Raw genomic sequence first — 26,301 nt, 5'->3', positions numbered from 1 at the left:
AAGGCGGCTTATGCCTGCCGCTGCAGCCCGTCCGCATCCTTCGCGGGCGCCGGCCGATAGCCGAGCGATTCCGAGATGGTGAGCGCCGTGCGGCTCAACTGGCCGAGCCACGCGTCCTGCAGGCGATCGGCCGGTGCCGACAGCGACAGGCCCGCGACGAGCTTGCCAGAATCGTCGTAGATGCCGGCCGCGATACAGCGCACGCCGAGCTCCAGCTCCTCGTTGTCGCGTGCGCATGATTGCTGGCGGACGATCGTCAGCTCGCGCTCGAGCTTCGCGATGTCGGTGATGCTGTTCTGCGTATGGCCGGACAGCCCCGTGCGCGTTGCATAGGCGCGCACGCGCGACGTTTCGTCGGCCGCGAGGAACAGCTTGCCGACCGACGTGAGGTGCAGCGGCGCGCGGCCGCCGATCGCGCGGACGACCTGCATCCCCGAACGCTCCGAATAGGCGCGCTCGATATAGACGATCTCGTCGCCCTGGCGCACCGACAGGTTCACGGTCTGCCCGGTGAGACGGTGCAGCTCGCGCATCGGCATCAGCGCCGCGTCGCGCACCGACAGGCGCGCCTTCACGAGGTTGCCGAGCTCGAGCAGCCGCATGCCGAGGCGGTACGTGCCGGGATCGGAGCGGTCAACGAGACGGCAGGTCACCATGTCGTTGAGGATGCGGTGCGCGGTCGACGGATGCAGCTCCGTCCGCTGCGCAAGCTCCTTCAGGCTGACGGGGTCGCTGTGCGCGGCGAGCGCGTCCAGCAGCCGCATCATGCGTTCGATCACCTGGATCGACGTTTTTGAATCCGGGGTGGGTTGGCTCATGTCGGGGAGGAATCGGTTGACGCGTCAGGCGGTGTTGGGCTGATTGTATCTCGTATTGTGAAAAAAGCGAACGCCGTTCGAGGAAGTCCTCGCTTCGCGCCGCGCGGGCTTGCGCGCAAGCCCGCGTTGGTCTTGCCGGCCAAACGGCGGATAATGAGAGCCGTTTTCTCGAAGGAGCACGTATGCGAGTCGGTTTGTTCGTGACCTGCCTGGTCGATCTGATGCGCCCCGAAATCGGTTTCTCGGCGCTCAAGCTGATTCGCGACGCCGGCTACGAGGTGATCGTGCCGCCCGCGCAAACCTGCTGCGGCCAGCCGGCCTACAACTCCGGCGAGCGCGCGCTGGCGCGCGATCTCGCGGAAAAGACGCTGCGCGAGTTCGAGCAGTTCGATTACGTGGTCGCGCCGTCGGGTTCGTGCGGCGGGATGATACGCACGCACTACGGCGACCTGTTCCGCGACGACCCCGAACTGATGGGGCGCTACGCGCGCTTTCAGCAGAAAGTCTACGAACTGACCGATTTCCTCGCGAACGTCGCCAAGGTCTCGCTCGAGCCCGGTGAATTCACCGGGCCCGTCACCTATCACGACTCGTGCTCGGGCCTGCGCGAACTCGGCGTGAAGGCGCAGCCGCGCGCGCTGCTCGCGCAGCGCGGCATCGCGGTCACCGAGATGAAGGACTGCGAGCACTGCTGCGGCTTCGGCGGCACGTTCGCGGTCAAGTACGGCGATATTTCGGCCGCCATCGCGGACGAGAAATGCGCGAACGTGCGTGCGTCGGGCGCGGGCGCCGTCGTGCTGGGCGATCTCGGCTGCATGCTGAACATCGAAGGGCGGTTGCGCCGCACCGGCGACCGCGACACGCGCGTGCTGCACGTCGCGCAGGTGCTGGCGGGCGACGTCTGACGCCCGGTTCCGCTCACTTTTCCCCCGATACCGCGATGCAAGTCCAATCGATGCATTTCAAGGCGCGCGCCGGCCAGAAGCTGGCCGACCAGCGCCTGCAGCAGAACCTGAAGAAGCTGTCGACGAAGTTCGTGTCCGCGCGCGCCGACGCGATGACCGCGATCGACTTCCCGGCCACGCGCGCCGCGCTCAAGGCGCGCCGCAACCGCGCGCTGGAGAACCTCGACGTGTGGCTCGACGCATTCGAGCGCGAGGCGACGCGGCGCGGCACGACGGTACTGTTCGCCGAAACGACCGCGGATGCCGCGCGGCTCGTGGCCGACATCGCGCGCCGGCACGACGTGAAGAAGGTCATCAAGACCAAGTCGATGGTGTCCGAGGAGATGCGTCTGAACGCGGTGCTCGCGGAGATGGGCGTGCAGTCGATCGAGACGGATCTCGGCGAATACATCCTGCAGATCAACGACAACGAACCGCCGAGCCACATCATTGCGCCCGTCGTGCACAAGGACAAGGACGAGATCGCCGACCTGTTCGCGCGCACGCACCATCGCGCGCGGCTCACCGAGATTCCGGACATGACGCGCGAGGCGCGCGAGGTGCTGCGCCCGCATTTCATGTCGGCCGACATGGGCGTGACGGGCGGCAACTTCGTGATTGCCGAGACGGGTTCGGTCGCGATCGTGACGAACGAAGGGAACGAGGGGATGTGCACGGTGATGCCGCGCGTGCATGTCGCGGTGACGGGCATCGAGAAGGTGCTGCCGACGCTCGAGGATCTGGCGACCGCGATGCGCCTGTTGCCGCGCTCCGCGACGGGGCAGAAGACGTCGAACTATTTTTCACTGCTGACCGGGCCGCGCGGCCCGGGCGACGAGGACGGCCCCGAGCACAACTACGTGGTGCTCGTCGACGGCGGCCGCACGGGCCTGATCGGCGGCGAGTTCCAGGAGATGCTGCGCTGCATCCGCTGCGGCGCGTGCATGAACCACTGCCCGGTTTACCAGAAGGTCGGCGGCCATGCGTACGGCTGGGTCTACCCGGGGCCGATGGGGTCGGTGCTGACGCCGAGCTACGTCGGGCTCGAGAGCACGCTCGACCTGCCGCAGGCCGCGACGCTGTGCGGCGAATGCGACAGCGTGTGCCCGGTCGGGATTCCGTTGTCGCACCTGTTGCGCACGCTGCGCGAGAAACAGGTCGAGCGGCACCTGCGGCCGTGGCGCGAGCGGACCGCGCTCGCCGCATGGGGCTTCGTCGCGCGGCGGCCGACGCTGTACGCGCTGACGACCAAGCTCGCGGTGCGCGTCCTCGAGCGGCTGGGCGGCAACGGCGGCATGCTGCGGCGTCTGCCGATGATGGGCGGCTGGATGGATACGCGCGACATGCCGACGCCGACCGGGCGCACGTTCCGCGAACTGTACGCGGCATCGAAAAGCCACCTCGGCTGAGCACTGTTCATCCGGCGACAACAGTGCGTTCGCTATTTACATATTTATCTCGATAGATGCGGTCTATAGAATCTTGTCTGTAGTCCCCGGAATCGGTTTTCGGGGAACGAGGTCAAGGAGGTCCGCATCATGAAAAAGACAATATCGATGTACTGGCCGCTGGCAATCGTCGTCCCGCTGGCCGCGGCTGCCTATCTGCATGCGATGGCCGATGCGCCGGCGCGCGGCCCGCTCGCGGTTCACCAGGCGTCTGCCGAACTGGCGCGCGCGGTGTCGTTCGGGCTGGTCGACGACGCGGCGAAGCCGCTGCCGGCGGCATCCGGCGACGTCGTGCTCGCCGCGCCGAAGGCGCTGTAATGCTGGGCGCCGTCGCTTTGCGCGGCGGCGCGATTTCGGGCGCCTTTGTATAATGGCGCGTTCTTGTTCCACGCGGTCCGCCGCGGCTTTCCGATAGTGCGATGACCCGCGTTGCGATCTGTTTCGTCTGTCTCGGCAACATCTGCCGCTCGCCCACCGCGGAAGGCGTGATGCGCCACCAGGTCGACGCTGCCGCGCTGGCGGACCGGATCGCGATCGATTCGGCCGGCACCGGCGACTGGCATGTGGGCGAGCCGCCCGATACGCGTGCGCAGGCTGCCGCGCGCAGCCGCGGCTACGGCCTGTCGGCGCTGCGCGCGCGGCAGGTGAGTGCGGCGGACTTCGAGCGTTTCGACCTGCTGCTCGCGATGGACGAAGCGAATCTTGCGGAACTGCACCGCCGCTGCCCGCCGCAGCATCGCGACAAGGTGCGCCTGCTGATGGAATTCGCGCCGGACTCGTCTGAAACGGAAGTGTCCGATCCGTATTTCGGCGGCGCGCAGGGCTTCGAACAGGTGCTCGATCAGGTCGAACGCGCGTGCGCGGGCCTGCTGCAGACGCTTCGGGCCCGCACGCAGCGCTGATCGCGGTATTCAGCGATCTGCGAATACCCTATCAAAGGCATGGATACTTGACTAAATCTGTCAAATATTTATACTTGACCAAAATCGTCAAGATTGCAGTCCCCTAGACACCATGAGACTCACCACCAAAGGCCGTTTCGCCGTCACGGCGATGATTGACTTGGCACTGCGCCAGGAGCAGGGCCCGGTGACGCTTGCAGGCATCAGCCAGCGCCAGCGGATTTCGCTCTCGTATCTCGAACAGCTGTTCGGCAAGCTGCGCAGGCATGAAATCGTCGAATCCGTGCGCGGCCCGGGCGGCGGCTACAACCTCGCGCGTCGCGCGCAGGACGTCACCGTTGCCGACATCATCATCGCGGTCGATGAACCGCTCGACGCCACGCAGTGCGGCGGCAAAGGCACGTGCGACGGCTCGAAGCAGCCCGACGGCCATTGCATGACGCACGAGCTGTGGTCGACCCTGAACCAGAAGATGGTCGAATACCTCGATTCCGTGTCGCTGCAGGATCTCGTCGATCAGCAGCGCGCACGCGAGGGCGCACCCGCGGTGCTGCGCGACCGGCGTACGCCGGAGCCCGTCGCCGCACCGGCCGAGCCCGTGCGCACGATGCCGCTCGGCCCCAATTCGGTGTTCAACATCGCGAGTTCGTGAGCGCGAAGGCGCCCGCCATACCCCATAACGCACATAGTCCCTGCACAGAATACCCGGAGCGACAGATGACCCAAGAGACTCTCCACCTGCCCATCTATATGGATTACAGCGCGACGACGCCCGTCGATCCGCGCGTGGTCGACAAGATGGTGCCGTACCTGCGCGAGCAGTTCGGCAACCCGGCGTCGCGCAGCCACGCTTACGGCTGGGACGCGGAGCGTGCGGTCGAGGAAGCGCGCGAGCAGGTGGCCGCACTTGTGAACGCGGATCCGCGCGAGATCATCTGGACGTCCGGCGCAACGGAATCGGACAACCTCGCGATCAAGGGTGCCGCGAACTTCTACAAGGGCAAGGGCAAGCACATCATCACGGTGAAGACCGAGCACAAGGCCGTGCTCGATACGTGCCGCGAGCTCGAGCGCGACGGTTTCGAAGTCACCTACCTCGACGTGAAGGATGACGGCCTGCTCGACCTCGACGTGTTCAAGGCCGCGTTGCGCCCCGATACGATCCTCGTGTCGGTGATGCACGTGAACAACGAGATCGGCGTGATCCAGGACATCGAGACGATCGGTGAAATCTGTCGCGAGAAGGGCATCGTGTTCCACGTCGACGCTGCACAGTCGACCGGCAAGGTCGGGATCGACCTCGCGAAACTGAAGGTCGACCTGATGTCGTTCTCGGCGCACAAGACCTATGGCCCGAAGGGCATCGGCGCGCTGTACGTGCGCCGCAAGCCGCGCGTGCGCATCGAGGCACAGATGCACGGCGGCGGCCACGAGCGCGGGATGCGTTCGGGCACGCTGGCGACGCACCAGATCGTCGGCATGGGCGAAGCGTTCCGCATCGCGCGCGAAGAAATGGCGACCGAGAACGAGCGCGTCCGCATGCTGCGCGACAAGCTGCTGCGCGGCCTGTCGCAAATCGAGGAAACGTACGTGAACGGCGACATGGAACACCGTGTCCCGCACAACCTCAACATCAGTTTCAACTTCGTCGAAGGCGAGTCGCTGATCATGGCGATCAAGGACGTCGCGGTTTCGTCGGGCTCCGCATGTACGTCGGCGTCGCTGGAGCCGTCGTACGTGCTGCGTGCGCTCGGCCGCAACGACGAGCTCGCGCACAGCTCGATCCGCTTCACGGTCGGCCGCTTCACGACGGAGCAGGAAGTCGACTTCGTGATCAATCTGCTGAACAGCAAGATCGCGAAGCTGCGCGAACTGTCGCCGCTCTGGGAAATGCACCAGGAAGGCATCGACCTGTCGACGATCGAATGGGCCGCTCACTAAGCGCCACACTGAACATATCCGCGGGCGGATTCGCGCACGCAGACGTAACGAGTCAAGGAGTCTGAGTCATGTCTTACAGCAACAAGGTTCTGGATCACTACGAAAACCCGCGCAACGTCGGTTCGTTCGCGAAGGACGACGACACGGTCGGCACGGGCATGGTCGGCGCGCCGGCCTGCGGCGACGTGATGAAGCTGCAGATCCGCGTCGGCGCGGACGGCGTGATCGAAGACGCGAAGTTCAAGACCTACGGGTGCGGTTCGGCGATCGCGTCGAGCTCGCTCGTGACCGAATGGGTGAAGGGCAAGACGCTCGACGAGGCGCTGTCGATCAAGAATACGCAGATCGCCGAAGAGCTCGCGCTGCCGCCGGTGAAGATTCACTGCTCGATCCTCGCGGAAGACGCGATCAAGGCAGCCGTGGCCGACTACAAGAAGCGCCACGACACGAAGGAAGGCGATCAGGCAGCGGCCTGAGCGGCATCGAGCGGGTTGGGTTCAGAAGGAACGCGGCGGGTCCCGGTGGCGCGTCGCGCAAGGACATCATGGCAATTACACTGACCGAAAAAGCAGCACAGCACGTCCAGAAATACCTCGTCCGTCGCGGCAAGGGTGTTGGCCTGCGGCTTGGCGTTCGCACGACCGGGTGCTCGGGGCTCGCGTACAAGCTCGAGTATGTCGACGAGCTGGCTCCCGAGGATCAGGTGTTCGAGAGCCATGGCGTGAAGGTCGTCGTCGATCCGAAGAGCCTCGCGTACATCGACGGCACCGAGCTCGACTTTGCCCGCGAAGGCCTGAACGAAGGGTTCAAGTTCAACAACCCGAACGTGAAGGACGAGTGCGGCTGCGGCGAATCGTTCCGCGTGTGACGCGGATCTCCGCGCAATGCGGGCAAGAGGCGGCACGGGCCGCCTTTTTAATGTGCGGCGTTTGCCGCGCGACGAACCGGAATTGAACGCGACGATGGTCTCGCTGAAAGACAGCCATTTCGACCTGTTTCACCTGCCGGCGCAATTCGCGCTCGACGAGGCGACGCTCGACGCCGCCTATCGGACGGTGCAGACGCAGGTGCATCCGGACCGCTTCGCGGCGGCCGGCGACGCGCAAAAGCGCATCGCGATGCAATGGGCAACCCGCGCGAACGAGGCGTACCGCACGCTGCGCGATCCGCTGAAGCGCGCGTCCTATCTGCTGTCGCTGCGCGGCGTCGACATCGGCGCTGAAAGCAACACCGCGATGGAACCGGCGTTCCTGATGCAGCAGATGGAGTGGCGCGAGGGCATCGAGGATGCCGCGGCCGCCCGCAACGTCGACGCACTCGACACGCTGCTCGCCGAGTTGCGCGACGAGAAGCGCGTACGCGTCGAGCGCCTCGGCACGCTGCTCGACAGCGGCGCCGATCAGGCGGCCGCCGAGGCCGTGCGCCAGCTGATGTTCATCGAACGTGTCGCGTCGGAAGTGGGCACGCAGATCGAGCGCCTCGAAACTTAACCGCGTGCCTTGCGGCACGCGCAGCAAACGGGCCGAGCGCCCGAACGAACCAAGATGGCTTTACTGCAAATTTCCGAACCGGGCATGGCGCCGGCGCCGCACCAGCGGCGACTCGCCGTCGGGATCGATCTCGGCACGACGAACTCGCTCGTCGCGGCCGTGCGCAACAGCGTGGCCGAAGTGCTGCCGGACGAAGCGGGCCGCGTGCTGCTGCCGTCGGTGGTCCGCTACCTCGAGAAGGGCGGCCGCCGCATCGGCCACGAAGCGAAAGAGCAGGCCGCGACCGATCCGCGCAACACGATCGTGTCGGTCAAGCGCTTCATGGGCCGCGGCAAGGCCGAGGTCGAAGGCGCGGCGAATGCGCCGTACGAATTCGTCGACGCGCCGGGCATGGTGCAGATCCGTACCGTCGACGGCGTGAAGAGCCCGGTCGAAGTGTCGGCCGAGATTCTCGCGACGCTGCGCTATCGCGCCGAAGATTCGCTCGGCGACGATCTGGTCGGCGCGGTGATCACGGTGCCCGCGTATTTCGACGAAGCGCAGCGCCAGGCGACCAAGGATGCCGCGCGTCTCGCGGGCCTCAACGTGCTGCGCCTGCTGAACGAACCGACTGCCGCGGCGATTGCGTATGGCCTCGACAACGCGTCCGAAGGCCTCTACGCGGTGTACGACCTCGGCGGCGGCACGTTCGACCTGTCGATCCTGAAGCTGACGAAGGGCGTGTTCGAAGTGCTGGCCGCGGGCGGCGATTCCGCACTCGGCGGCGACGACTTCGATCACGCGCTGTTCGGTCACGTGCTCGCGCAGGCCGGTATCGACGCAAGGACGCTCGCGCCCGAGGACGTGCGCCTGCTGCTCGACCGCGTGCGCGTGCTGAAGGAAGCGCTGTCGTCCGCGCCGCAGGCGTCGCTCGACGTGACGCTGTCGGGCGGCGCGCACGTCGTGCAGACGGTCTCGCACGACACGTTCGCATCGCTCGTCGAGCCGCTCGTGCAGCGCACGCTCACACCGACCCGCAAGGCGCTGCGCGACGCGCAGGTGACGCCGGCCGACATCAAGGGCGTCGTGCTCGTCGGCGGCGCGACGCGCATGCCGGTGATTCGCGACGCAGTCGCGAAATATTTCGGCCAGCCGCCGCTCGTGAACCTCGATCCGGACCAGGTCGTCGCGCTCGGTGCTGCGATCCAGGCCGACCTGCTCGCGGGCAATCGCGGCACCGGCGACGACTGGCTGCTGCTCGACGTGATTCCGCTGTCGCTCGGCGTTGAGACGATGGGCGGCCTCGTCGAGAAGATCATTCCGCGCAACTCGACGATTCCGATCGCACGCGCGCAGGAATTCACGACTTTCAAGGACGGCCAGACCGCGATGGCGATCCACGTCGTGCAGGGCGAGCGCGAGCTCGTCGCCGACTGCCGGTCGCTTGCGCGCTTCGAGCTGCGCGGTATTCCGCCGATGACGGCCGGCGCCGCGCGGATTCGCGTGACCTATCAGGTCGACGCGGACGGTCTGCTGTCGGTGTTCGCACGCGAACAGCTGTCGGGCGTCGAGGCGTCGGTCGTCGTGAAGCCGTCGTACGGCCTCGCCGACGACGACATCGCGAAGATGCTCGAGGACAGCTTCAAGACCGCCGAAATCGACATGCGCGCACGCGCGCTGCGCGAAGCGCAGGTCGAGGCCGAGCGGATGCTCGAGGCGACGCAGGCCGCGCTGGCGACCGACGGCGAACTGCTCGATGCGGACGAGCGCACGCAGATCGACGCGCTCGCCGCGGCGCTGCGCGCGGTTGCGCAAGGCGACGATACGAATGCGATCGAAGCGGCGACCAAGACGCTGGCCGACGGCACCGACGAATTCGCGGCGCGCCGGATGGACAAGAGCATCAAGCGCGCACTGTCGGGCCGCCGGCTCGACGAGATCTGAACTGACGAACTGCGCATCGGCCGGCGACGGCCCGCGCGATAATGAACCGTGCGGCGCCTGTCGCCGCACCCTGACTGACGGAACGGACATGCCTCAACTGGTGGTGCTGCCTCACGTCGAACTGTGCCCGGACGGCGCAGTGATCGACGCGACGCCCGGCAAGAGTATCTGCGACAACCTGCTCGACCACGGAATCGAGATCGAGCATGCATGCGAGAAGTCGTGCGCGTGCACGACGTGCCACGTGGTGATCCGCGAGGGCTTCAACGATCTGGCGCCGTCCGAGGAGGACGAGGACGACCTGCTGGACAAGGCGTGGGGCCTCGAGCCGACGTCGCGCCTGTCGTGCCAGGCGATCGTGAACGAAGATTCGGACCTGGTGGTCGAGATTCCGAAGTACTCGATCAACCACGCGAAGGAAAATCACTGACAAACCGGAGGCAGGCGATGAAATGGACCGATTCGCGCGAACTAGCCATTGCGCTGGCGGACAAGTACCCGGACATCGACCCGCAGCGGATCAACTTCGTCGACCTGCGCCAATGGGTGCTTGAACTCGACGGCTTCGACGATGATCCGAAGCATTCCGGCGAGAAGATCCTCGAAGCGATCCAGGCGCACTGGATCGACGAATCGGACTTCGACGACGAAGACTGAGCACGGCGTGCGCCGCAATGGCGCACGCGGCTCCAATGAGAAAACGGCTCGTGAGCAATCGCTCGCGAGCCGTTTTCGTTTTCAGGTCGCTTGCCCGGGCACGACGCGTGGGCAGCGGCCGCTTACGCGCCGACCAGCGTGCCGTTCTCGATCCGCACGCGCTGACCCTGGCCGAACGGCGGCGGGTTGTGGTACGTGAACGTACGCGTCGCGCCGCTTTCCATCTGCACTTGCACCTGATAGTCGGTTTCCGCGCGTACCTGCTTCTCGACCTGGTTGCCGGCGAGACCGCCGCCCAGCGCGCCGATGATCGTCATCGCGGTGCGGCCGTTACCGTTGCCGAACTGGTTGCCGAGCAGGCCGCCGGCAGCGGCACCGCCAACGGCGCCGATCCCCGAGCTCTGGCCCGGCGTGCGCGTCTGCGTGATCGCGACGACCGTGCCGCAGCTCTGGCAGTAGGCTGCCTGGGCGGGCGCCGACGGCTGCTGCGCATATTGCGGCGGCTGCGGTGCCTGCGTATGACGGCGGTGCGTCGTCGCCGGGCGCGGCGCGGGCTTCGGTTCGGCCTGCGCGATCGCCTTCTGCTGCGCGGCGGCTTGTTCGGCCGCCTGCTGCCGGGCTTGCGCGGCCAGCGCGGCGCTGGCGGCCGCGGCCGTATCGACGGCCGGCTGCGACGCGATCAGCGCGGCCTGGGTCTGGCCGTTCTGTTCGTTGCTGCTGCTGGCCTTCGGGAATACGCCCGTGATCGCTGCTGTCGCCGCGAGGCTGGCGACGATGACGGCGCCCGCTGCAGTGGCGATCAGCGGATGGAGGCGTTGCTTTTGCGGCGTGGTCTGATTCTGGTTGTCCATTTTTTTCTCCAATGTCGATCCGGATCGGCACGTCGGCGCCGGGCCGGATCCCACGCTTCGGGATCGAGCAGACTCGGCGTTCCGGCGCCTCGTTCTGGTCCCGTTGTCATGCGTGGTGACGCAAAAGGAGTGTCGTCGAGCGGCGAGGGGCGCACCGTATCAAGGTGTAACGAATTGCAGCAGGGCGCCGGCGATTGTTGCCGGGAAAACCCTGAGCAGGCCGTCGCGACAAGGGAATAAAACGGGGGAGGAACGAAGGCCGGCGGACGCCGGCTGGCGGGATTTACGCGTCGTTACAAAGCTGAGGCGTGCGCGCCACGGGGTGCGGCGCGCACGGGCGCGGCCGTCAGTCTTCGCGGCGCAGATGGGGGAACAGCAGCACGTCGCGGATCGTCGGGCTGTCGGTCAGCAGCATCACGAGGCGGTCGATGCCGATCCCGCAGCCGCCGGTCGGAGGCATCCCGTATTCGAGCGCGCGGATGTAGTCGGCGTCGAAGAACATCGCTTCCTCGTCGCCCGCGTCCTTCTGCTCGACCTGCTTCTTGAAGCGTGCGGCCTGGTCTTCCGGATCGTTCAGCTCCGAGAAGCCGTTCGCGATCTCGCGGCCGGTCATGAACAGCTCGAAACGCTCGGTGATGCCCGGCACCGTATCCGATGCGCGTGCGAGCGGCGACACCTCGACCGGGTAGTCGATGATGAACGTCGGTTCCCAGAGCTGCGCTTCGGCCGTTTCCTCGAACAGCGCGAGCTGCAGTGCGCCGATGCCCGCGTTCAGGAACGCCGGCTGCCCGACGTCGACGCCGAAGCGCTTCAGTTCGGTGCGCAGGTACGCGTCGTCCGACAGCTGGCCGTCGGTGTACTGCGGCGCGTACTTCTGGATCGCCTGCGTGATCGTCAGGCGATGGAACGGCTTCGCGAGGTCGAGCTCGCGGCCTTGATACTGGATCGTCGCGGTGCCGAGCGCATCGATCGCCGCCTGGCGGATCAGCTGCTCGGTGAAGTCCATCAGCCAGCGATAGTCGGTGTACGCGGCGTAGAACTCCATCATCGTGAATTCCGGGTTGTGACGCGGCGACACGCCTTCATTCCGGAAATTGCGGTTGATCTCGAACACGCGTTCGAAGCCGCCGACGATCAGGCGCTTCAGGTACAGCTCCGGCGCGATGCGCAGGAACATCTGCATGTCGAGCGCGTTGTGATGCGTGACGAACGGCTTCGCGGCCGCGCCGCCCGGGATCGGGTGCAGCATCGGCGTCTCGACTTCCATGAAGTCGGCCGAATCCATGAACTTGCGGATCGACGCGATCGTCTTGGTCCGCGCGCGGAACGTATCGCGCGTTTCCGGCGTGACGATCAGGTCGACGTAGCGCTGGCGGTAGCGCATTTCCTGGTCGGCGAGGCCGTGGAACTTGTCCGGCAGCGGACGCAGCGCCTTCGACAGCAGGCGCAGCTCCTTGCACTGGACCGACAGCTCGCCCTTGTTGGTGCGGAACAGCACGCCGCGCGCGGCGACGATGTCGCCGAGGTCCCACTTCTTGAATGCGTCGTAGGTTTCCGCACCGACGTCGTTCGGCGTCACGAAGAACTGGATCTGGCCCGAACCGTCCTGCACCGTCGCGAAGCTTGCCTTGCCCATCACGCGCTTGAGCATCATGCGGCCGGCAACCGACACCTCGACCGGGCTCGCTTCGAGCGCGGCCTTGTCCGAGTCGGCGAATTTCACCTGCAGATCGGCTGCGTGGTGCGTCGGCCGGAAGTCGTTCGGGTAGGCGACGCCTTGCTCGCGCAAGGCGCGCAGCTTCTCGCGGCGCTCGGAGATGATCTGGTTTTCGTCCGCTGCGACGGCGGGCTGCGTTTGGGTCGGTTCGGTCATGATGGTCGGAATTCGGATTGGGTGCGGCAACGCAAACGGGAAGGGCAAGGGCGGCGCGACCTGGCCAGGTGCGCGCCGCGGCGCTTACACGCCCTGTTTGAGGCTCGCGCTGATGAAGTCGTCGAGATCGCCGTCGAGCACCGCACGGGTGTTGCTCATTTCGACGTTCGTGCGCAGGTCCTTCACGCGGCTCTGGTCGAGCACGTACGAGCGGATCTGGTGGCCCCAGCCCACGTCGGTCTTGCTCGATTCGAGCTTGTCCTGCTCGGCCTGGCGCTTGCGCATCTCGACTTCGTACAGGCGCGACTTCAGCATCGCCATCGCTTCCGCGCGGTTGCGGTGCTGCGAGCGGTCGTTCTGGCACTGCACGACGATGCCGGTCGGCATGTGCGTGATCCGCACCGCCGAGTCGGTCTTGTTGATGTGCTGGCCGCCGGCGCCCGAGGCGCGGTACGTGTCGATGCGCAGGTCGGCCGGGTTGATCTCGACTTCGATCGAGTCGTCGATTTCCGGATACACGAACACCGACGAGAACGACGTATGGCGGCCGCCCGACGAATCGAACGGCGACTTGCGCACGAGACGGTGGATGCCTGTTTCAGTGCGCAGGAAGCCGTATGCGTATTCGCCCGAGACCTTGACCGTCGCGTTCTTGATGCCGGCGACGTCGCCGTCGGACTCTTCGAGTACTTCGGCCTTGAAGCCCTTGCGTTCGCAGTAGCGCAGGTACTGGCGCAGCAGCATCGACGCCCAGTCGCACGCCTCGGTGCCGCCGGCGCCGGCCTGGATGTCGATGAAGCAGTTGTTCGGGTCGGCCGGGTTCGAGAACATCCGGCGGAATTCGATGTCGCCAACGCGTGCCTCGAGCTTCGCGGCATCCTCTTCCGACGCGACGAGCGTGTCCTCGTCGCCTTCCTCGCGGGCCAGCTCGAACAGGTCGAGCGCGTCGCGCAGGTCGCTATCGAGCGCCGTCAGCGTCGTGACGACGCCTTCGAGCAGCTTCTTCTCGCGGCCGAGTGCCTGGGCGTTCTTCGAATCGTTCCAGACGTTCGGGTCTTCGAGTTCCTTGTTGACTTCGGTCAGACGCGCAGCTTTGGCGTCGTAGTCAAAGATACCCCCGGAGCTCGCCCGCGCGGTTGCGCAGGTCGAGCAGGGAGCTTTCGATCGCGTTGAGACGTTCCGCTTCCATGATCGTTCGCTTTTCTTGCTTCGTAAAAAAGCGGAATTATAGCCGATCGGCAGGGTTGCCCGGTGACGCAAACGGTGCTCGCACGCGTGCCGCGGCCCCGTCCGGTGCGGCGTGCATGCATCGGCGGGCACTGCGGGCCGGGCGGCCCGTGCTCAGCCGGCCGCGTGTTCGACGATCAACTGGACGCGCGTGACGCCGTTCCACGTGTCGGCGACGAGGCGGTACGCGATCAGCGCGCTCGCCGGCAGCGGCTCGGTGTGGTTGAACCAGATCGCGTTGAAGCGCTGGCGGCCGCGCGCAAGCTGCAGCTTCAGGTGCTTTTCCTTCACGAGCGATTGCGACACGACGTCGAATTCGCCCGAGAAAAGCGGGGCCGGAAAGCCTTGCCCCCAGACGGCTTCGTCGAGCAGCCCGACGAACTGCGGCGTGAAGTAAGCGTCTTCGAGTTCGCCGTCGGTCTCGATCACGCGGGCGAGCGCGTCGTCGGACAGCCATTCGCGTGCGACGGCCTCGAACGCGGCCGCGAAGCGCGGCACGTTCTCGGTATCGAGCGTGAGACCGGCCGCCATCGCATGGCCGCCGAACGCGACGATCAGGTCCGGTTCGCGTTTCGACACGAGGTCGAGCGCGTCGCGCAGGTGGAAGCCGGCGATCGACCGGCCCGACCCCTTGACCCGCTTGCCTTCGTCGTCCGCGTGCGCGAACGTGAACGACGGGCGGTGGAATTTTTCCTTGAGCCGCCCGGCGACGATGCCGATCACGCCCTGGTGCCATGCGGGGTTGAACAGCGTGATCGTGCACGCGTCGGCCGGGTCGACGTCGGCGAGATCGGCGAGCGCCTGCTGCTGCATGCCGGCCTCGATCTCGCGGCGCTCGCGGTTCATCACGTCGAGCTGCTGCGCGAGATCCCACGCACGGCCGATGTCGTCGGTGATCAGGCATTCGATGCCGAGCGACATGTCGGACAGCCGCCCCGCGGCGTTGAGCCGCGGACCGAGGCCGAAGCCGAGGTCGAAGCCCGACGCGGTGCGCGCTTCGCGCGCGGCGGCGCGGAACAGCGCGGCGACACCCGGCTGCATGCGGCCGTTGCGGATCCGCTGCAGCCCCTGTGCGACGAGCACGCGATTGTTGCCGTCGAGCCGCACGACGTCTGCGACGGTGCCGAGCGCGACGAGGTCGAGCAGGCCGTCCAGGCGCGGCTCCGCTTCCTTGCTCGCGAATGCGCCGCGCCGGCGCAGTTCGGCGCGCAGCGCCAGCAGCACGTAGAACATCACGCCGACGCCGGCGATGTGCTTGCTCGGGAACGCGCAGCCGGGCTGGTTCGGGTTGACGATCGCACGGGCAGCGGGCAGCGCGTCGCCGGGCAGGTGGTGGTCGGTCACGAGCACGTCGATGCCGCGCGCGTTCGCGGCTTCGACGCCCGCGACGCTCGCGATCCCGTTGTCGACGGTGATCAGCAGGTCGGGTTTGCGCGCGGCCGCGAGCTCGACGATCTCGGGCGTGAGGCCGTAGCCATATTCGAAGCGGTTCGGTACCAGGTAGTCGATCTGAGCGCCGAACATCCGCAGGCCGCGTACCGCCACCGCGCACGCGGTCGCGCCGTCGCAGTCGTAGTCGGCGACGACGAGCAGGCGTCGCTTGTCGGCGATCGCGTCGGCAAGCAGCGACGCCGCGTCGGCGCAGCCCTTCAGCTCGGTGGGCGGGACGAGGCGCGCAAGCGCGGTCTCGATATCGGTCGGGGACTGCACGCCGCGCGACGCATACAGGCGCGCGAGGACGGGATGCAGGCCGTGGCGCGCGAGCACTTCGGCGTCGGCGGGCGCGACGGGGCGGGTAACGATCCGGGTCATTCGGGGTCTGCTTGTTATTCGAACAGGGAGGCGAGCGCACGGCGGCGCCAGAACTTGCGCAGGTCGCCGCGCGTCGCGTGCAGCGTCACGGAGCTTGTATCGCCGCACAGCGTGAATTCGACGCTGGCGAGCGCGCCGTTCTGCAGCGCGGCGAGCACCGGCGCGAACCAGTCGCGCTCGAGCGCGGCGAGCCCGTCGTGCCAGCGCGCCCAGTCCTGTTCGATGAATGGGGTGGTCAACGCCGGCAGTTCGACGAGCGTCGCGCCGTCGCCGGCGGGCAGCGCGTCGAACGCGGCGGGTGGGGCGCCGGCTTCGGCCTGCGCGGCGCGCGCGAGGCCGAGCGCGGCGGGCGACGCGGACAGCACGCGCGCGAACGGCTTGCCGACCGGCTTCAGCGTGCCCTGCGCATGGAACCAGATCGAATTGACGGCCGGCAGGCCACGCGCCTCGCGGGCTTCGTTGACCGGGTGCTGGAACCACGCCATCTGCACTTCGTTCTGCAGTTTCATCCACATCCGCGAGCGTTCGCCCGTGTGTGCCTCGTGCGGCAGCCAGATCTCGATGTTGCGGCCGCTCGCGCGCAGCGGCGCGGCGCCGGCGAGCCGTGCGAGCTGTTCGCTCGACAGGTACCAGCGCGCGGGGTTCGGCGCTTCGAGCCGCACGCCGAGCTCCTCGATCAGCGGCCGCGCGACCGCGAGCAGCGCGGCCGCGTCGCCGTCGTCGAGCGCGAGGGCTGCCGGATCGACGAGCACCAGGTGATCGTGCGCGATTTCGACGTGCACGGGCTCGACGCATGCCCATGCTTGTGCGCCGGGGTCGCCGCCGTCCGCCAGCAACATGTAGGGCGCGAGCGGCGCCTCGTCCGCGGCGTTGCCCTGGGTCGCGCCGAACTGGCGGGCCAGCCAGCGCTCGTGCGGCAGCGTGCGCTGGAAGTCCTCGCCGGCCACGCGCTCGACGAGGCGTGCGCGGGCGAGCAACTTTTCGAGCGCGGGGCTGTCCAGCGTGTGCAGGGACGAGGCCGCATCGGCCGCCGACGGCAGCGCGAACGGAACGAGAAAATGGAGGCGTCGGTCGTGCATGATGGTGCGCATTGTATGGCAAACTGCGCGCGTGATCGGGCCGGCAGACGGCCCGTTCGCGTCCGGCGGCCGTTTTTCGACCGGGCCCGGGCCGGTGGCCGCCGCCGGGCGGCGGTCCGGCCGCGGGGCGCCTTCCCGCCGTAACCAGCAGAAAGGATTCGCTTGAAACTTCCGTACGAATGGCAGATCGGCTGGCGCTATACGCGCGCCGGCAAACGCACGACCGGCAACGGCTTCATTTCCTTCATCGCCCTCGTATCGATGCTCGGCATCGCGCTCGGCGTCGCGGCGCTGATCGTCGTGCTGTCGGTGATGAACGGCTTCCAGAAGGAAGTGCGCGACCGCATGCTGTCGGTGCTCGCGCACGTCGAGGTGTTCTCGCCGACGGGCTCGATGCCCGACTGGCAACTGACCGCGCAGGAAGCGCGCCGCAATCCGTCGGTGGTCGGCGCGGCGCCGTACGTCGACGCGCAGGCGCTGCTCACGCGCCAGGACGCGGTGAGCGGCGTGATGCTGCGCGGCGTCGAGCCGACGCTCGAGCCGCAGGTGTCCGACATCGGCAAGGACATGAAGGCCGGGCAGCTCGGCGCGCTCGTGCCGGGCCAGTTCGGCATCGTGCTCGGCGACGCGCTCGCCGGCAACCTCGGCGTAACGGTCGGCGACAAGGTCACGCTGGTCGCGCCCGAAGGCTCGATCACGCCGGCCGGCATGATGCCGCGCCTGAAGCAGTTCACGGTCGTCGGCGTGTTCGAGTCGGGCCACTACGAATACGACAGCACGCTCGCGATGATCAACATCCGCGACGCCGAGGCATTGTTCCGGATGGCTGCGCCGACCGGCGTGCGGCTGCGGCTGACGGACATGCAGAAGGCGCCGCAGGTCGCGGTCGAGCTGTCGCATACGCTGTCGGGCAGCCTGTACATCCGCGACTGGACGCAGCAGAACAAGACGTGGTTCTCGGCCGTGCAGATCGAGAAGCGGATGATGTTCATCATCCTGACGCTGATCATCGCGGTGGCCGCGTTCAACCTCGTGTCGTCGCTCGTGATGACCGTGACCAACAAGCAGGCCGACATCGCGATCCTGCGCACGCTCGGCGCGCAGCCGGGGTCGATCATGAAGATCTTCGTCGTGCAGGGCGTGACGATCGGCTTCGTCGGCACGGCGTCGGGCGTCGCGCTCGGCTGCCTGATCGCGTGGAGCATCCCCTGGCTGATCCCGATGATCGAGCACCTGTTCGGCGTGCAGTTCCTGCCGCCGTCCGTGTACTTCATCAGCGAGCTGCCGTCGGAACTCGTCGCGAGCGACGTGATCCGGATCGGGCTGATCGCATTCGCGCTGTCGGCCGTCGCGACGCTCTATCCGAGTTGGCGCGGCGCGAAGGTGAAGCCGGCGGAGGCGCTCCGCTATGAATGACCGCGCAACCGCATTCGCGGATTCAGAACAACACAACAGACAGGATTCGGCAGGTATGCAGGAATACGTGCTTCAGGCGCGCGGGATCACGAAGGCGTTCGTGCAGGGTGGCTTCAACGTGCAGGTGCTCAACAATACCGAACTGACGGTGCGGCGCGGCGAGAAGCTCGCCGTCGTCGGTGCGTCGGGTTCGGGCAAGAGCACGCTGCTGCACGTGCTGGGCGGGCTCGACGAGCCGAGCGCGGGCGAAGTGTCGCTGCTCGGCAAGCCGTTTACGCAACTCGCCGAGCGCGAGCGCAACGAGTTGCGCAACCGCGCGCTCGGCTTCGTCTACCAGTTCCATCACCTGCTGCCCGAGTTCACCGCGCTCGACAACGTCGCGATGCCGCTGCGCATCCGCCGGATGACGACCGAGGACGCGCGCGCGCAGGCCCAGGCGATGCTCGAACGCGTCGGTCTCGGCCCGCGCGCGAAGCACCGGCCGGGCGAGCTGTCGGGCGGCGAGCGGCAGCGCGTCGCGATCGCGCGCGCGCTGGTCACGAAACCCGCGTGCGTGCTCGCCGACGAGCCGACCGGCAACCTCGACGGCACGACGGCAGACACGGTGTTCAACCTGATGCTCGAACTGTCCGAGACGCTCGAAACGAGCTTCGTGATCGTCACGCACGATCCCGATCTCGCCGCGCGCTGCGACCGCATCATGCGGCTGCGTGACGGCGTGCTGCACGAGGAGCCGGCGCTGCCGGTGTAAGCCAACACCCCTGGCCGGGCCGCCGGGTTCGTCCCGGCGCGGCGCGAGGGGTACAGGAATGCCGTCATGTGGATCGATACGCACTGCCATCTCGATGCCGCCGAGTTCGACGCCGATCGTGACGCGGTCGCGCAGGCGGCACGCGCGGCCGGCGTGTCGCGCATCGTGATCCCGAGCATCGGGCGCGATAACTTCACGACGGTGCGCGAACTTGCGCAGCGCACGCCGGGCGCCGTCTATGCGCTTGGCATCCATCCGATGTATACGCCGCACGCGCGTGACGAGGATCTCGACCGGCTGCGCATGGAGATCGAAGCGAGTCTCGACGATCCGCGCTTCGTCGCGATCGGCGAGATCGGCCTCGACTATTTCGTGCCGGGGCTCGACGAAGACCGGCAGCAGTTCTTCTACCAGGGGCAGCTGAAGCTGGCGCGCGAATTCGACCTGCCCGTGCTGTGCCACGTGCGCAAGTCGCAGGACCGCGTGCTCGCGGGGCTGCGCCGCTTCGGCGTGCGGCGCGGCATCGCGCATGCATTCAACGGCAGTTTCCAGCAGGCCGAAGCGTATCTCGCGCAGGGGCTGCATCTCGGCTTCGGCGGCAACGTGACATTCACGCGCGCGTTGCAGATCCGCCGGCTTGCGGCGCAATTGCCGCTCGACGCGATCGTCGTCGAGACGGACGCGCCCGACATCGCGCCCGAATGGGCGTACAAATCCCGCAACACGCCCGACCAGGTGCCGCGCATCGGCGACGTGCTCGCCGAACTGCGCGGTATCGACGCCAGCTCACTCGGCCTATCCACTTCGGCTAACGCGCTCGCCGCGCTGCCGCGACTCGCACTTTCGTCCGCATAATCGTTGCCGGAAGGCGCCGCATTCGCAATGGCGGCGCCAGGTCGACGAGGAGGCGCGATGCGCGTGTGGTGGATCGCGTTCGCGCTCGGCGTCGTCGTGCTGCAGCGGCAGGCGGCGTTGCCGGGCGCGATCGCATGGACGATCTGTGCGGTCGTGCTTGCCGGTTGCGAGGCGCTGGGTGCGTGGTGCATGCGTCGCCGGCGCACGCGCACGACCATCGCGCTCGGATGGATGCTGTGCGCGCTCGCGGCCTGCGTGGCGGGGTTCGGTTACGCGGCGGCGCGGGCCGAATGGCGGCTGCGCGACAGCTTGCCCGTCGACTGGGAAGGGCGCGACATCGTCGTCACCGGCGTGATCCGGGGGCTGCCCGTCGTCGACGACACGGGCGCGCGGCTGCTGCTCGCGGTCGAGTCGAACGATGCGGGGTTGGCCCGTTTCCCGCCATTGATCCGGCTGTCGTGGCGCGTGTATGGCGCATCCGCGACGCGCAATCCGCTTCCCGAACTGCGTGCCGCGCAGCGCTGGCGCTTCGTCGTGCGCCTGAAGCGCCCGCACGCCGAGGCCAATGCCGGCGTGCGTGACAGCGAGGCGGCGTGGCTTGCCGCAGGCATTCGCGCGATCGGTTACGTCAGCGCGCCGCGGCGGTCGGTATTGCTCGATGCGCATGCATCGGGTTGGCGTGCATCGATCGATCGGCTGCGCGACGTGCTGCGGGCGCGCATCGGCGAGACGCTCGGTGTCGACGCCGGCCATCGTGGCATCGTCGCCGCGCTCGCGATCGGCGACCAGTCCGGCATCGGCGACGACGACTGGCGCGTGCTGCGCAACACGGGTACGAGCCATCTGGTCGCGATCTCCGGCCTGCACGTCGGGCTCGTCGGCGCGATCGCGGGCGGGCTGGTGTCGATGGTCTGGCGCCGGCTGCGCTGGCGTGCGCGGGCCGCGACGCTCGTGTTGCCGGCGCCGTATGCGGCATCGCTTGCCGCGCTGGCGGCCGCGGCCGGCTATGCGGCGCTCGCCGGTTTCAACGTGCCGGCGCAGCGTGCGTGGTGGATGATCGCGGCCGGCGGCATCGCGTATCTGGCCGGGCGCAGCGTGCCGACGTCGGCGGTGCTGTGCGCGGCGCTCGGCGGCGTGCTGCTTGCCGATCCGTGGGCCGTGCTGTCGGCCGGGTTCTGGCTGTCGTTCGGGGCGGTCGCCGTCATTCTGCTGACCGTCGCCGGCTGGCGCGCGGCGCGCGAGGTCGACGCGCAAGGCGAGGAGGGCAACGACACGGCCGGCCTGTCGAGCCGGTTGCGCGCGTGGGGCACGCGCGCCGCGCGCCGTATCGCCGAGGCCACGCGCGTGCAGTACGCGGTGACGATCGGTCTCGCACCGCTGACGGCGGCGTGGTTCGCGCAGATTTCGCTATCTGGCCCGTTCGGCAATGCATTCGCGATTCCCTGGGTGAGCACGGTCGTGACGCCGATCGTGCTGGCCGGCATCGCACTGCCTGCACCTCTCGATGCGTACGCGTTCCGGCTTGCGCATGCGGCGCTCGAACCGATGATGACGCTGCTCGGGTATCTCGCCGACTGGCCGGCCGGCGTGTTCTGGCTGCGCATGCCCGACTGGCCGGTGCTGGCGCTTGCGTGCGTGGGCGTCGCATGGGCGCTGATGCCGCGCGGCTGGCCGTTGCGCTGGGCGGCGCCGCTCACGTGGCTGCCGCTCGTCGCGCCGGCATCCGATGCACCGCCGCCGGGCGGCTTCCGGCTGACCGTGCTCGACGTCGGGCAGGGCGCGTCGGTGCTGGTGGAGACCGCACGCCGAACCTTGCTGTTCGATGCGGGGCCGGGCGCGGAGTCGACGCATGCCGGCGCGCGGATCGTCGCGCCGGCGTTGCGCTCGCGCGGCATCGCGGTGATCGATTCGCTCGTGCTCAGTCACGCGGACGCCGATCACGCGGGCGGCGCGCCGGCCGTCTATGCGGCAGCCGACGTGCGCCAGCTGCTGGCCGGCATTGCGCCGAAGAACCGGCTGTGGCGCGACGCGACGGCCGCCGGCGTCGTCGACCGGCTGCCGTGCGCGGCCGGGCAGCGCTGGACCTGGGACGGCGTCGTCTTCACGATGCTCTGGCCACCGGGCGGCCCGGGCACGGGCGCGTCGAACGGGCAATCGTGCGTGCTGCGCATCGACGCGGGCGGCACGTCCGCGCTGCTGACGGGCGACATCGAGGCACGCACCGAACGCCAGCTCGTGGACGCCGCGCGCGACGCGCTGGCCGCGCAGATCCTGGTCGTTCCGCACCACGGCAGCCGCACGTCGTCTGTCGAGCCTTTCCTCGATTCGGTCGGGCCGCGCGTCGCGGTATTTCCTGTAGGCTATCGCAATCGTTTCGGACATCCGCACCGGACCGTCCTCGCGCGCTACGAGGCACGCGGGATTCCGCTGCCGCGCACCGATCGCGACGGCGCCGTGCGGTTCGACGTCGCACCGGCCGACGGCGGGTTCGCATTCGAGCGTTATCGCGACGTACGGCGGCGGTACTGGATGGACCGTTGAGCGGGGCGAGGGCCGGTTTATAGAGAATGCAGGGGCCCCGCGAAAAGTGCCGAAGCACGGGCCCGGCAGAACGCGAAGCATGGGGCGGGAGTAGGTGCCAAAGCACTCACTCCCGTCGACAAAGGAGACATCGGCATTTGAAGGACATCCTCCACTTCTCGCATGCGAACGGCTTTCCGGCGTCGACGTACCGGACGATCTTCGCCGAACTGGCCGACGACTACGAGCTGCGCTACATCGAGCGGATCGGCCACGACCGCCGCTACCCGGTGACGCGCGACTGGCCGCATCTCGTCGAGCAACTGCTCGACGACATCGGCAGCCGCTACGAGCGTCCCGTCTGGCTGGTCGGCCATTCGCTCGGCGGCTACCTGTCGCTGATGGCCGCACTGAAGAAGCCGCAATGGGTGCGCGGCGTTGTGATGATCGATTCGCCGATCATCGCGGGCTGGCGTGCGGGCGCGTTGCGCGCGAGCCAGTGGGCGGGGCTCGACGAGCGGCTGTCGCCGGCCGCCGCGACCCGCAACCGGCGCACGCACTGGGTGAGCCGCGACGAAGTCTGGCGGCATTTCCGCGAGAAGCCCGCGTTCGCGCGCTGGGACGAACGGATGCTGGCCGACTACATCGACTACGGCATTCCGCAGGCCGGTGCCGACGGCGAGCGTGCGCTCGCGTTCGACCGGCAGGTCGAATACCTGATCTACCGGACGCTGCCGCACACGCTCGGCCCGCGGCTCGCGCACGGCGCGCCGGTGCCGATCGGTTTTCTCGCCGGCACGCGTTCGCGCGAGGTGCGGCAGGTCGGGCTCGACGCGACACGCCGTGCGGCGCGCGGGCGCGTCGAATGGCTCGAGGGCAGCCACCTGTTCCCGATGGAGCGGCCGCTCGAGACCGCCCGTGCATTGCAGCGGATGCTGAATTCGCTGAAGGCGGAAGAGGGCGGTGTGTCGCAGGGCGGCGCGCCGCTCGCGAGGCGCGCCTGACGCTTCGTCCGGCGGCTGGTACGCGCCGCGGCGGGTGCCCGCCGCGCCGACCGGCCGGCCGGTTCTCCCCCCGGCGCGCGGTTGGCGCGGGTCCGCCCGAAAGGGCGCGATCATCACGTCAGTTGCTGAGAAAAGGGCGGGCTTTACGGTATAATCCGTTTTTCCCGCGAGCATCCAGCGATGACCAAATATGTTTTCGTCACCGGCGGCGTAGTTTCTTCCCTTGGCAAGGGCATTGCCGCCGCTTCCCTCGCCGCGATCCTCGAATCGCGCGGTCTGAAAGTCACCCTCCTCAAACTCGATCCCTACATCAACGTCGACCCCGGCACGATGAGCCCGTTCCAGCACGGCGAAGTGTTTGTGACGGAAGATGGAGCGGAGACGGACCTCGACCTCGGCCACTATGAGCGCTTCATCAGCACGAAGATGCGCAAGGCCAACAACTTCACGACCGGCCAGATCTACGAATCGGTGATCCGCAAGGAACGCCGCGGCGACTATCTCGGCAAGACCGTGCAGGTCATTCCGCACATCACGAACGAGATCCAGGCGTTCATCGAGCGCGGGGCCGCATCGGCCACCTGCGGCGAGCCGGATGTCGCGATCGTCGAGATCGGCGGCACGGTCGGCGACATCGAGTCGCTGCCGTTCCTTGAAGCTGCGCGCCAGATGAGCCTGCGCCTCGGCCGCAACAGCGCGTGCTTCGTGCACCTGACGCTGGTGCCGTACGTCGCGACGGCCGGCGAGCTGAAGACGAAGCCGACCCAGCACAGCGTGCAGAAGCTGCGCGAGATCGGCATCCTGCCGCACGTGCTGCTGTGCCGCGCGGATCGCCGCATCCCCGACGACGAATCGAAGAAGATCTCGATGTTCTCGAACGTGCCGGAAGACGCCGTGATCTCGGTGTGGGACGCCGACAGCATCTACAAGATTCCGCAGATGCTGCACGACCAGGGCCTCGACAAGATCATCTGCGACGAGCTGAAGCTGACGCCGCACGATGCCGACCTGAGCATGTGGTCGGAACTCGTCGAGAAGCTGGAGAACCCGAAGCACGAAGTGACGATCGGCATGGTCGGCAAGTACGTCGACCTGACCGAATCGTACAAGTCGCTGATCGAGGCGCTGCGTCACGCGTCGCTGCACACGTCGACCAAGGTCAACATCGAGTACATCGACTCGGAAGAGATCGAGACGAACGGCGTCGACAGCCTGAAGCACCTCGACGCGGTGCTGGTCCCGGGCGGTTTCGGCCGTCGCGGCACCGAAGGCAAGATCGCGGCGATCCGCTATGCGCGCGAGGCGAAGGTGCCTTATCTCGGCATCTGCCTCGGCATGCAGCTCGCGGTGATCGAGTTCGCGCGCGACGTCGTCGGCCTGAAGCAGGCGAACAGCACGGAATTCGATCCGGACACGCCGGAACGCGTGGTCGCGCTGATCACCGAGTGGTACGACCGCGACGGCAAGGTCGAGACGCGCACCGAGGAATCCGATCTCGGCGGCACGATGCGCCTCGGCTCGCAGCGCTGCCCGATCAAGCCCGGCACGATGGCGGAAGAAATCTACGGCAAGGACGTGAACGAGCGTCATCGCCACCGTTATGAAGTCAATAACCGCTTCGTGCCCCAGCTCGAAAGCGGCGGCCTTATCATCAGCGCGCGTACCCCGAGCGAGGATCTGCCGGAAATGATGGAGCTGCCGCGCTCGATGCACCCGTGGTTCGTCGGCGTGCAGTTCCACCCGGAATTCACGTCCACGCCGCGTGACGGTCATCCCCTGTTCAAGTCGTTCGTCGAAGCCGCGCTCGCCAACAAGCAAGCGCGCGGAGTGAAAGCATGAAGCTGTGCGATTTCGAGGTCGGTCTCGACAAGCCTTTCTTCCTGATCGCGGGTACCTGCGTCGTCGAATCGGAGCAAATGACGATCGACACGGCGGGCCGCCTGAAGGAGATCTGCGCGAAGCTGAACGTGCCGTTCATCTATAAGTCGTCGTACGACAAGGCGAACCGCAGCTCGGGCAAGTCGTTTCGCGGCCTCGGAATGGACGAGGGCCTGCGGATCCTGTCCGAGGTGAAGCGCCAGCTCGGCCTGCCGGTGCTGACCGACGTGCATTCGATCGAAGAGATCGAGCAGGTCGCGTCGGTCGTCGACGTGCTGCAGACGCCCGCGTTCCTGTGCCGCCAGACCGATTTCATCCACGCATGCGCGCGCTCGGGCAAGCCCGTCAACATCAAGAAGGGCCAGTTCCTCGCGCCGCACGACATGAAGAACGTGATCGACAAGGCGCGCGACGCGGCACGTGAAGCGGGGCTGTCGGAAGACCGCTTCATGGCGTGCGAGCGCGGCGTCTCGTTCGGCTACAACAATCTCGTGTCGGACATGCGTTCGCTCGCGATCATGCGCGAAACGAACGCGCCCGTCGTATTCGACGCGACCCACTCGGTGCAACTGCCGGGCGGGCAGGGTACGAGCTCGGGCGGCCAGCGCGAATTCGTGCCGGTGCTCGCGCGTGCGGCGGTCGCGACGGGCGTCGCGGGCCTCTTCATGGAAACGCACCCGAATCCGGCCGAGGCGAAGTCGGACGGCCCGAACGCGGTGCCGCTGAACCGGATGGGCGCGCTGCTGGAGACCCTCGTCACGCTCGACCAGGCGGTGAAGCGCAACCCGTTCCTGGAAAACGATTTCAATTAAAGATCGAATGAACCTTGCGGCGGCTTCGCGCGTCAGTAGCGAAAGCGGTTCCGGCACGCGCGCCGTCGCAGTTTGAAGAATCCATCGTCATTCTCAGAGG

At 67.4% G+C, this 26,301-nt stretch carries 25 protein-coding genes; 19 read left to right on the top strand and 6 right to left on the bottom strand.

Annotated elements, in window-relative coordinates; genetic code table 11:
- Positions 1–8: 8 nt before the first annotated feature.
- Positions 9–818: an IclR family transcriptional regulator gene (locus tag ACM6JT_RS16040; protein WP_034183553.1), complete on the bottom strand. Its 810-nt coding sequence runs from the start codon at positions 816–818 to the stop codon at positions 9–11.
- Between the two features lie 182 nt (positions 819–1,000).
- On the opposite strand from ACM6JT_RS16040, the gene ACM6JT_RS16035 reads away from it, so the two are divergent.
- The 12 genes from ACM6JT_RS16035 to iscX all read left to right on the top strand — a co-directional run bounded on the left by ACM6JT_RS16035 (position 1,001) and on the right by iscX (position 10,123).
- The gene (locus ACM6JT_RS16035) at positions 1,001–1,723 is read left to right on the top strand and encodes a (Fe-S)-binding protein (protein WP_034183554.1); all 723 of its coding nucleotides are present in this window, start codon (positions 1,001–1,003) and stop codon (positions 1,721–1,723) included.
- A gap of 35 nt (positions 1,724–1,758) precedes the next feature.
- Positions 1,759–3,171: a lactate utilization protein B gene (locus ACM6JT_RS16030; RefSeq protein WP_034183555.1), complete on the top strand. Its 1,413-nt coding sequence runs from the start codon at positions 1,759–1,761 to the stop codon at positions 3,169–3,171.
- A gap of 129 nt (positions 3,172–3,300) precedes the next feature.
- On the top strand, positions 3,301–3,528 hold the full coding sequence (locus ACM6JT_RS16025) for a hypothetical protein (protein ID WP_034183556.1): 228 nt from the start codon (positions 3,301–3,303) through the stop codon (positions 3,526–3,528).
- A 101-nt stretch (positions 3,529–3,629) separates the two neighbouring features.
- Positions 3,630–4,112, top strand: coding sequence for a low molecular weight protein-tyrosine-phosphatase (locus ACM6JT_RS16020; protein WP_414856819.1), 483 nt, complete (start codon positions 3,630–3,632; stop codon positions 4,110–4,112).
- A gap of 112 nt (positions 4,113–4,224) precedes the next feature.
- Positions 4,225–4,764, top strand: a complete 540-nt coding sequence (gene iscR, locus ACM6JT_RS16015; RefSeq protein ID WP_009691731.1) for a Fe-S cluster assembly transcriptional regulator IscR — start codon at positions 4,225–4,227, stop codon at positions 4,762–4,764.
- 65 nt (positions 4,765–4,829) lie between these two features.
- On the top strand, positions 4,830–6,053 hold the full coding sequence (locus ACM6JT_RS16010; protein WP_034183558.1) for an IscS subfamily cysteine desulfurase: 1,224 nt from the start codon (positions 4,830–4,832) through the stop codon (positions 6,051–6,053).
- Between the two features lie 68 nt (positions 6,054–6,121).
- Entirely contained in the window at positions 6,122–6,529 is a 408-nt protein-coding gene (iscU, locus tag ACM6JT_RS16005; RefSeq protein WP_006481982.1) for a Fe-S cluster assembly scaffold IscU, read from the top strand.
- Positions 6,530–6,597: 68 nt separating this feature from the next.
- Positions 6,598–6,921, top strand: coding sequence for an iron-sulfur cluster assembly protein IscA (gene iscA, locus ACM6JT_RS16000; protein ID WP_011885413.1), 324 nt, complete (start codon positions 6,598–6,600; stop codon positions 6,919–6,921).
- A 94-nt stretch (positions 6,922–7,015) separates the two neighbouring features.
- Positions 7,016–7,543 (top strand): Fe-S protein assembly co-chaperone HscB, encoded by a 528-nt coding sequence (gene hscB, locus ACM6JT_RS15995; RefSeq protein WP_105392859.1) that lies wholly within the window; start codon positions 7,016–7,018, stop codon positions 7,541–7,543.
- Positions 7,544–7,597: 54 nt separating this feature from the next.
- Positions 7,598–9,466, top strand: a complete 1,869-nt coding sequence (hscA, locus tag ACM6JT_RS15990) for a Fe-S protein assembly chaperone HscA (RefSeq protein ID WP_034183559.1) — start codon at positions 7,598–7,600, stop codon at positions 9,464–9,466.
- 88 nt (positions 9,467–9,554) lie between these two features.
- Positions 9,555–9,896 carry an ISC system 2Fe-2S type ferredoxin gene (gene fdx / locus ACM6JT_RS15985; RefSeq protein WP_034183560.1) on the top strand — a complete coding sequence of 114 codons (342 nt, stop codon included), beginning with the start codon at positions 9,555–9,557 and terminating at the stop codon, positions 9,894–9,896.
- A gap of 17 nt (positions 9,897–9,913) precedes the next feature.
- The gene (iscX, locus tag ACM6JT_RS15980) at positions 9,914–10,123 is read left to right on the top strand and encodes a Fe-S cluster assembly protein IscX (RefSeq protein ID WP_034183561.1); all 210 of its coding nucleotides are present in this window, start codon (positions 9,914–9,916) and stop codon (positions 10,121–10,123) included.
- Positions 10,124–10,245: 122 nt separating this feature from the next.
- Here iscX and ACM6JT_RS15975 read toward each other — a convergent pair whose 3' ends face one another.
- From ACM6JT_RS15975 to ACM6JT_RS15955, 5 genes are all read right to left on the bottom strand, one after another.
- Positions 10,246–10,974 carry a glycine zipper 2TM domain-containing protein gene (locus tag ACM6JT_RS15975; RefSeq protein WP_034183562.1) on the bottom strand — a complete coding sequence of 243 codons (729 nt, stop codon included), beginning with the start codon at positions 10,972–10,974 and terminating at the stop codon, positions 10,246–10,248.
- A gap of 346 nt (positions 10,975–11,320) precedes the next feature.
- Positions 11,321–12,847 (bottom strand): lysine--tRNA ligase, encoded by a 1,527-nt coding sequence (gene lysS, locus ACM6JT_RS15970; RefSeq protein WP_414856818.1) that lies wholly within the window; start codon positions 12,845–12,847, stop codon positions 11,321–11,323.
- A gap of 84 nt (positions 12,848–12,931) precedes the next feature.
- Positions 12,932–14,036 (bottom strand): peptide chain release factor 2 gene (gene prfB / locus ACM6JT_RS15965; RefSeq protein ID WP_105392842.1). Its coding sequence is split into 2 segments (ribosomal slippage): positions 12,932–13,954 and positions 13,956–14,036, totalling 1,104 coding nucleotides; the frame shifts between segments, so codons are not numbered across the junction.
- Positions 14,037–14,188: 152 nt separating this feature from the next.
- On the bottom strand, positions 14,189–15,886 hold the full coding sequence (recJ, locus tag ACM6JT_RS15960; RefSeq protein ID WP_414856817.1) for a single-stranded-DNA-specific exonuclease RecJ: 1,698 nt from the start codon (positions 15,884–15,886) through the stop codon (positions 14,189–14,191).
- Positions 15,887–15,900: 14 nt separating this feature from the next.
- Complete coding sequence (locus ACM6JT_RS15955; protein WP_152603989.1) at positions 15,901–16,965, bottom strand: regulator; 1,065 nt, start codon at positions 16,963–16,965, stop codon at positions 15,901–15,903.
- Between the two features lie 162 nt (positions 16,966–17,127).
- Here ACM6JT_RS15955 and ACM6JT_RS15950 point away from each other — a divergent pair, with 162 nt between their 5' ends.
- From ACM6JT_RS15950 to kdsA, 7 genes are all read left to right on the top strand, one after another.
- Entirely contained in the window at positions 17,128–18,381 is a 1,254-nt protein-coding gene (locus ACM6JT_RS15950) for a lipoprotein-releasing ABC transporter permease subunit (RefSeq protein ID WP_034183566.1), read from the top strand.
- Complete coding sequence (lolD, locus tag ACM6JT_RS15945) at positions 18,374–19,132, top strand: lipoprotein-releasing ABC transporter ATP-binding protein LolD (protein ID WP_371287048.1); 759 nt, start codon at positions 18,374–18,376, stop codon at positions 19,130–19,132. Before ACM6JT_RS15950 ends, lolD begins: the two co-directional genes overlap by 8 nt.
- 66 nt (positions 19,133–19,198) lie before the next feature.
- Entirely contained in the window at positions 19,199–19,987 is a 789-nt protein-coding gene (locus ACM6JT_RS15940) for a TatD family hydrolase (RefSeq protein WP_407970711.1), read from the top strand.
- Between the two features lie 57 nt (positions 19,988–20,044).
- Positions 20,045–22,528 carry a DNA internalization-related competence protein ComEC/Rec2 gene (locus ACM6JT_RS15935; RefSeq protein WP_414856816.1) on the top strand — a complete coding sequence of 828 codons (2,484 nt, stop codon included), beginning with the start codon at positions 20,045–20,047 and terminating at the stop codon, positions 22,526–22,528.
- A 137-nt stretch (positions 22,529–22,665) separates the two neighbouring features.
- A complete protein-coding gene (locus ACM6JT_RS15930) occupies positions 22,666–23,511 on the top strand; it encodes an alpha/beta fold hydrolase (protein ID WP_034183569.1) in 846 nt (281 codons plus the stop codon).
- 180 nt (positions 23,512–23,691) lie between these two features.
- Positions 23,692–25,350: a CTP synthase gene (locus ACM6JT_RS15925; protein WP_034183570.1), complete on the top strand. Its 1,659-nt coding sequence runs from the start codon at positions 23,692–23,694 to the stop codon at positions 25,348–25,350.
- Positions 25,347–26,201 carry a 3-deoxy-8-phosphooctulonate synthase gene (gene kdsA / locus ACM6JT_RS15920; RefSeq protein ID WP_034183571.1) on the top strand — a complete coding sequence of 285 codons (855 nt, stop codon included), beginning with the start codon at positions 25,347–25,349 and terminating at the stop codon, positions 26,199–26,201. Before ACM6JT_RS15925 ends, kdsA begins: the two co-directional genes overlap by 4 nt.
- Positions 26,202–26,301: the final 100 nt, after the last annotated feature.

Source organism: Burkholderia sp. IT-111MI5, from assembly GCF_949752865.1.
GTDB classification, from domain to species: Bacteria; Pseudomonadota; Gammaproteobacteria; order Burkholderiales; family Burkholderiaceae; genus Burkholderia; species Burkholderia pyrrocinia_C.
The sequence above is the reverse complement of the archived record's forward strand: the minus strand, read 5'-3'. Positions and strand labels throughout refer to the sequence as shown.

Excerpts from the sequence above, each read along its gene's own strand:
- ACM6JT_RS15940 (WP_407970711.1), top strand. The coding sequence starts at position 19,199 with ATGTGGATCGATACGCACTGCCATCTCGATGCCGCCGAGTTCGACGCC.
- ACM6JT_RS15955 (WP_152603989.1), bottom strand. The coding sequence starts at position 16,965 with ATGCACGACCGACGCCTCCATTTTCTCGTTCCGTTCGCGCTGCCGTCG.
- recJ (WP_414856817.1), bottom strand. The coding sequence starts at position 15,886 with ATGACCCGGATCGTTACCCGCCCCGTCGCGCCCGCCGACGCCGAAGTG.
- ACM6JT_RS16035 (WP_034183554.1), top strand. The coding sequence starts at position 1,001 with ATGCGAGTCGGTTTGTTCGTGACCTGCCTGGTCGATCTGATGCGCCCC.
- iscA (WP_011885413.1), top strand. The coding sequence starts at position 6,598 with ATGGCAATTACACTGACCGAAAAAGCAGCACAGCACGTCCAGAAATAC.
- ACM6JT_RS16010 (WP_034183558.1), top strand. The coding sequence starts at position 4,830 with ATGACCCAAGAGACTCTCCACCTGCCCATCTATATGGATTACAGCGCG.
- iscR (WP_009691731.1), top strand. The coding sequence starts at position 4,225 with ATGAGACTCACCACCAAAGGCCGTTTCGCCGTCACGGCGATGATTGAC.
- kdsA (WP_034183571.1), top strand. The coding sequence starts at position 25,347 with ATGAAGCTGTGCGATTTCGAGGTCGGTCTCGACAAGCCTTTCTTCCTG.
- iscU (WP_006481982.1), top strand. The coding sequence starts at position 6,122 with ATGTCTTACAGCAACAAGGTTCTGGATCACTACGAAAACCCGCGCAAC.
- fdx (WP_034183560.1), top strand. The coding sequence starts at position 9,555 with ATGCCTCAACTGGTGGTGCTGCCTCACGTCGAACTGTGCCCGGACGGC.
- ACM6JT_RS16040 (WP_034183553.1), bottom strand. The coding sequence starts at position 818 with ATGAGCCAACCCACCCCGGATTCAAAAACGTCGATCCAGGTGATCGAA.
- iscX (WP_034183561.1), top strand. The coding sequence starts at position 9,914 with ATGAAATGGACCGATTCGCGCGAACTAGCCATTGCGCTGGCGGACAAG.
- hscB (WP_105392859.1), top strand. The coding sequence starts at position 7,016 with ATGGTCTCGCTGAAAGACAGCCATTTCGACCTGTTTCACCTGCCGGCG.
- lolD (WP_371287048.1), top strand. The coding sequence starts at position 18,374 with ATGAATGACCGCGCAACCGCATTCGCGGATTCAGAACAACACAACAGA.
- ACM6JT_RS16020 (WP_414856819.1), top strand. The coding sequence starts at position 3,630 with ATGACCCGCGTTGCGATCTGTTTCGTCTGTCTCGGCAACATCTGCCGC.
- ACM6JT_RS15975 (WP_034183562.1), bottom strand. The coding sequence starts at position 10,974 with ATGGACAACCAGAATCAGACCACGCCGCAAAAGCAACGCCTCCATCCG.
- ACM6JT_RS15925 (WP_034183570.1), top strand. The coding sequence starts at position 23,692 with ATGACCAAATATGTTTTCGTCACCGGCGGCGTAGTTTCTTCCCTTGGC.
- ACM6JT_RS15935 (WP_414856816.1), top strand. The coding sequence starts at position 20,045 with ATGCGCGTGTGGTGGATCGCGTTCGCGCTCGGCGTCGTCGTGCTGCAG.
- ACM6JT_RS16030 (WP_034183555.1), top strand. The coding sequence starts at position 1,759 with ATGCAAGTCCAATCGATGCATTTCAAGGCGCGCGCCGGCCAGAAGCTG.
- ACM6JT_RS16025 (WP_034183556.1), top strand. The coding sequence starts at position 3,301 with ATGAAAAAGACAATATCGATGTACTGGCCGCTGGCAATCGTCGTCCCG.
- lysS (WP_414856818.1), bottom strand. The coding sequence starts at position 12,847 with ATGACCGAACCGACCCAAACGCAGCCCGCCGTCGCAGCGGACGAAAAC.
- hscA (WP_034183559.1), top strand. The coding sequence starts at position 7,598 with ATGGCTTTACTGCAAATTTCCGAACCGGGCATGGCGCCGGCGCCGCAC.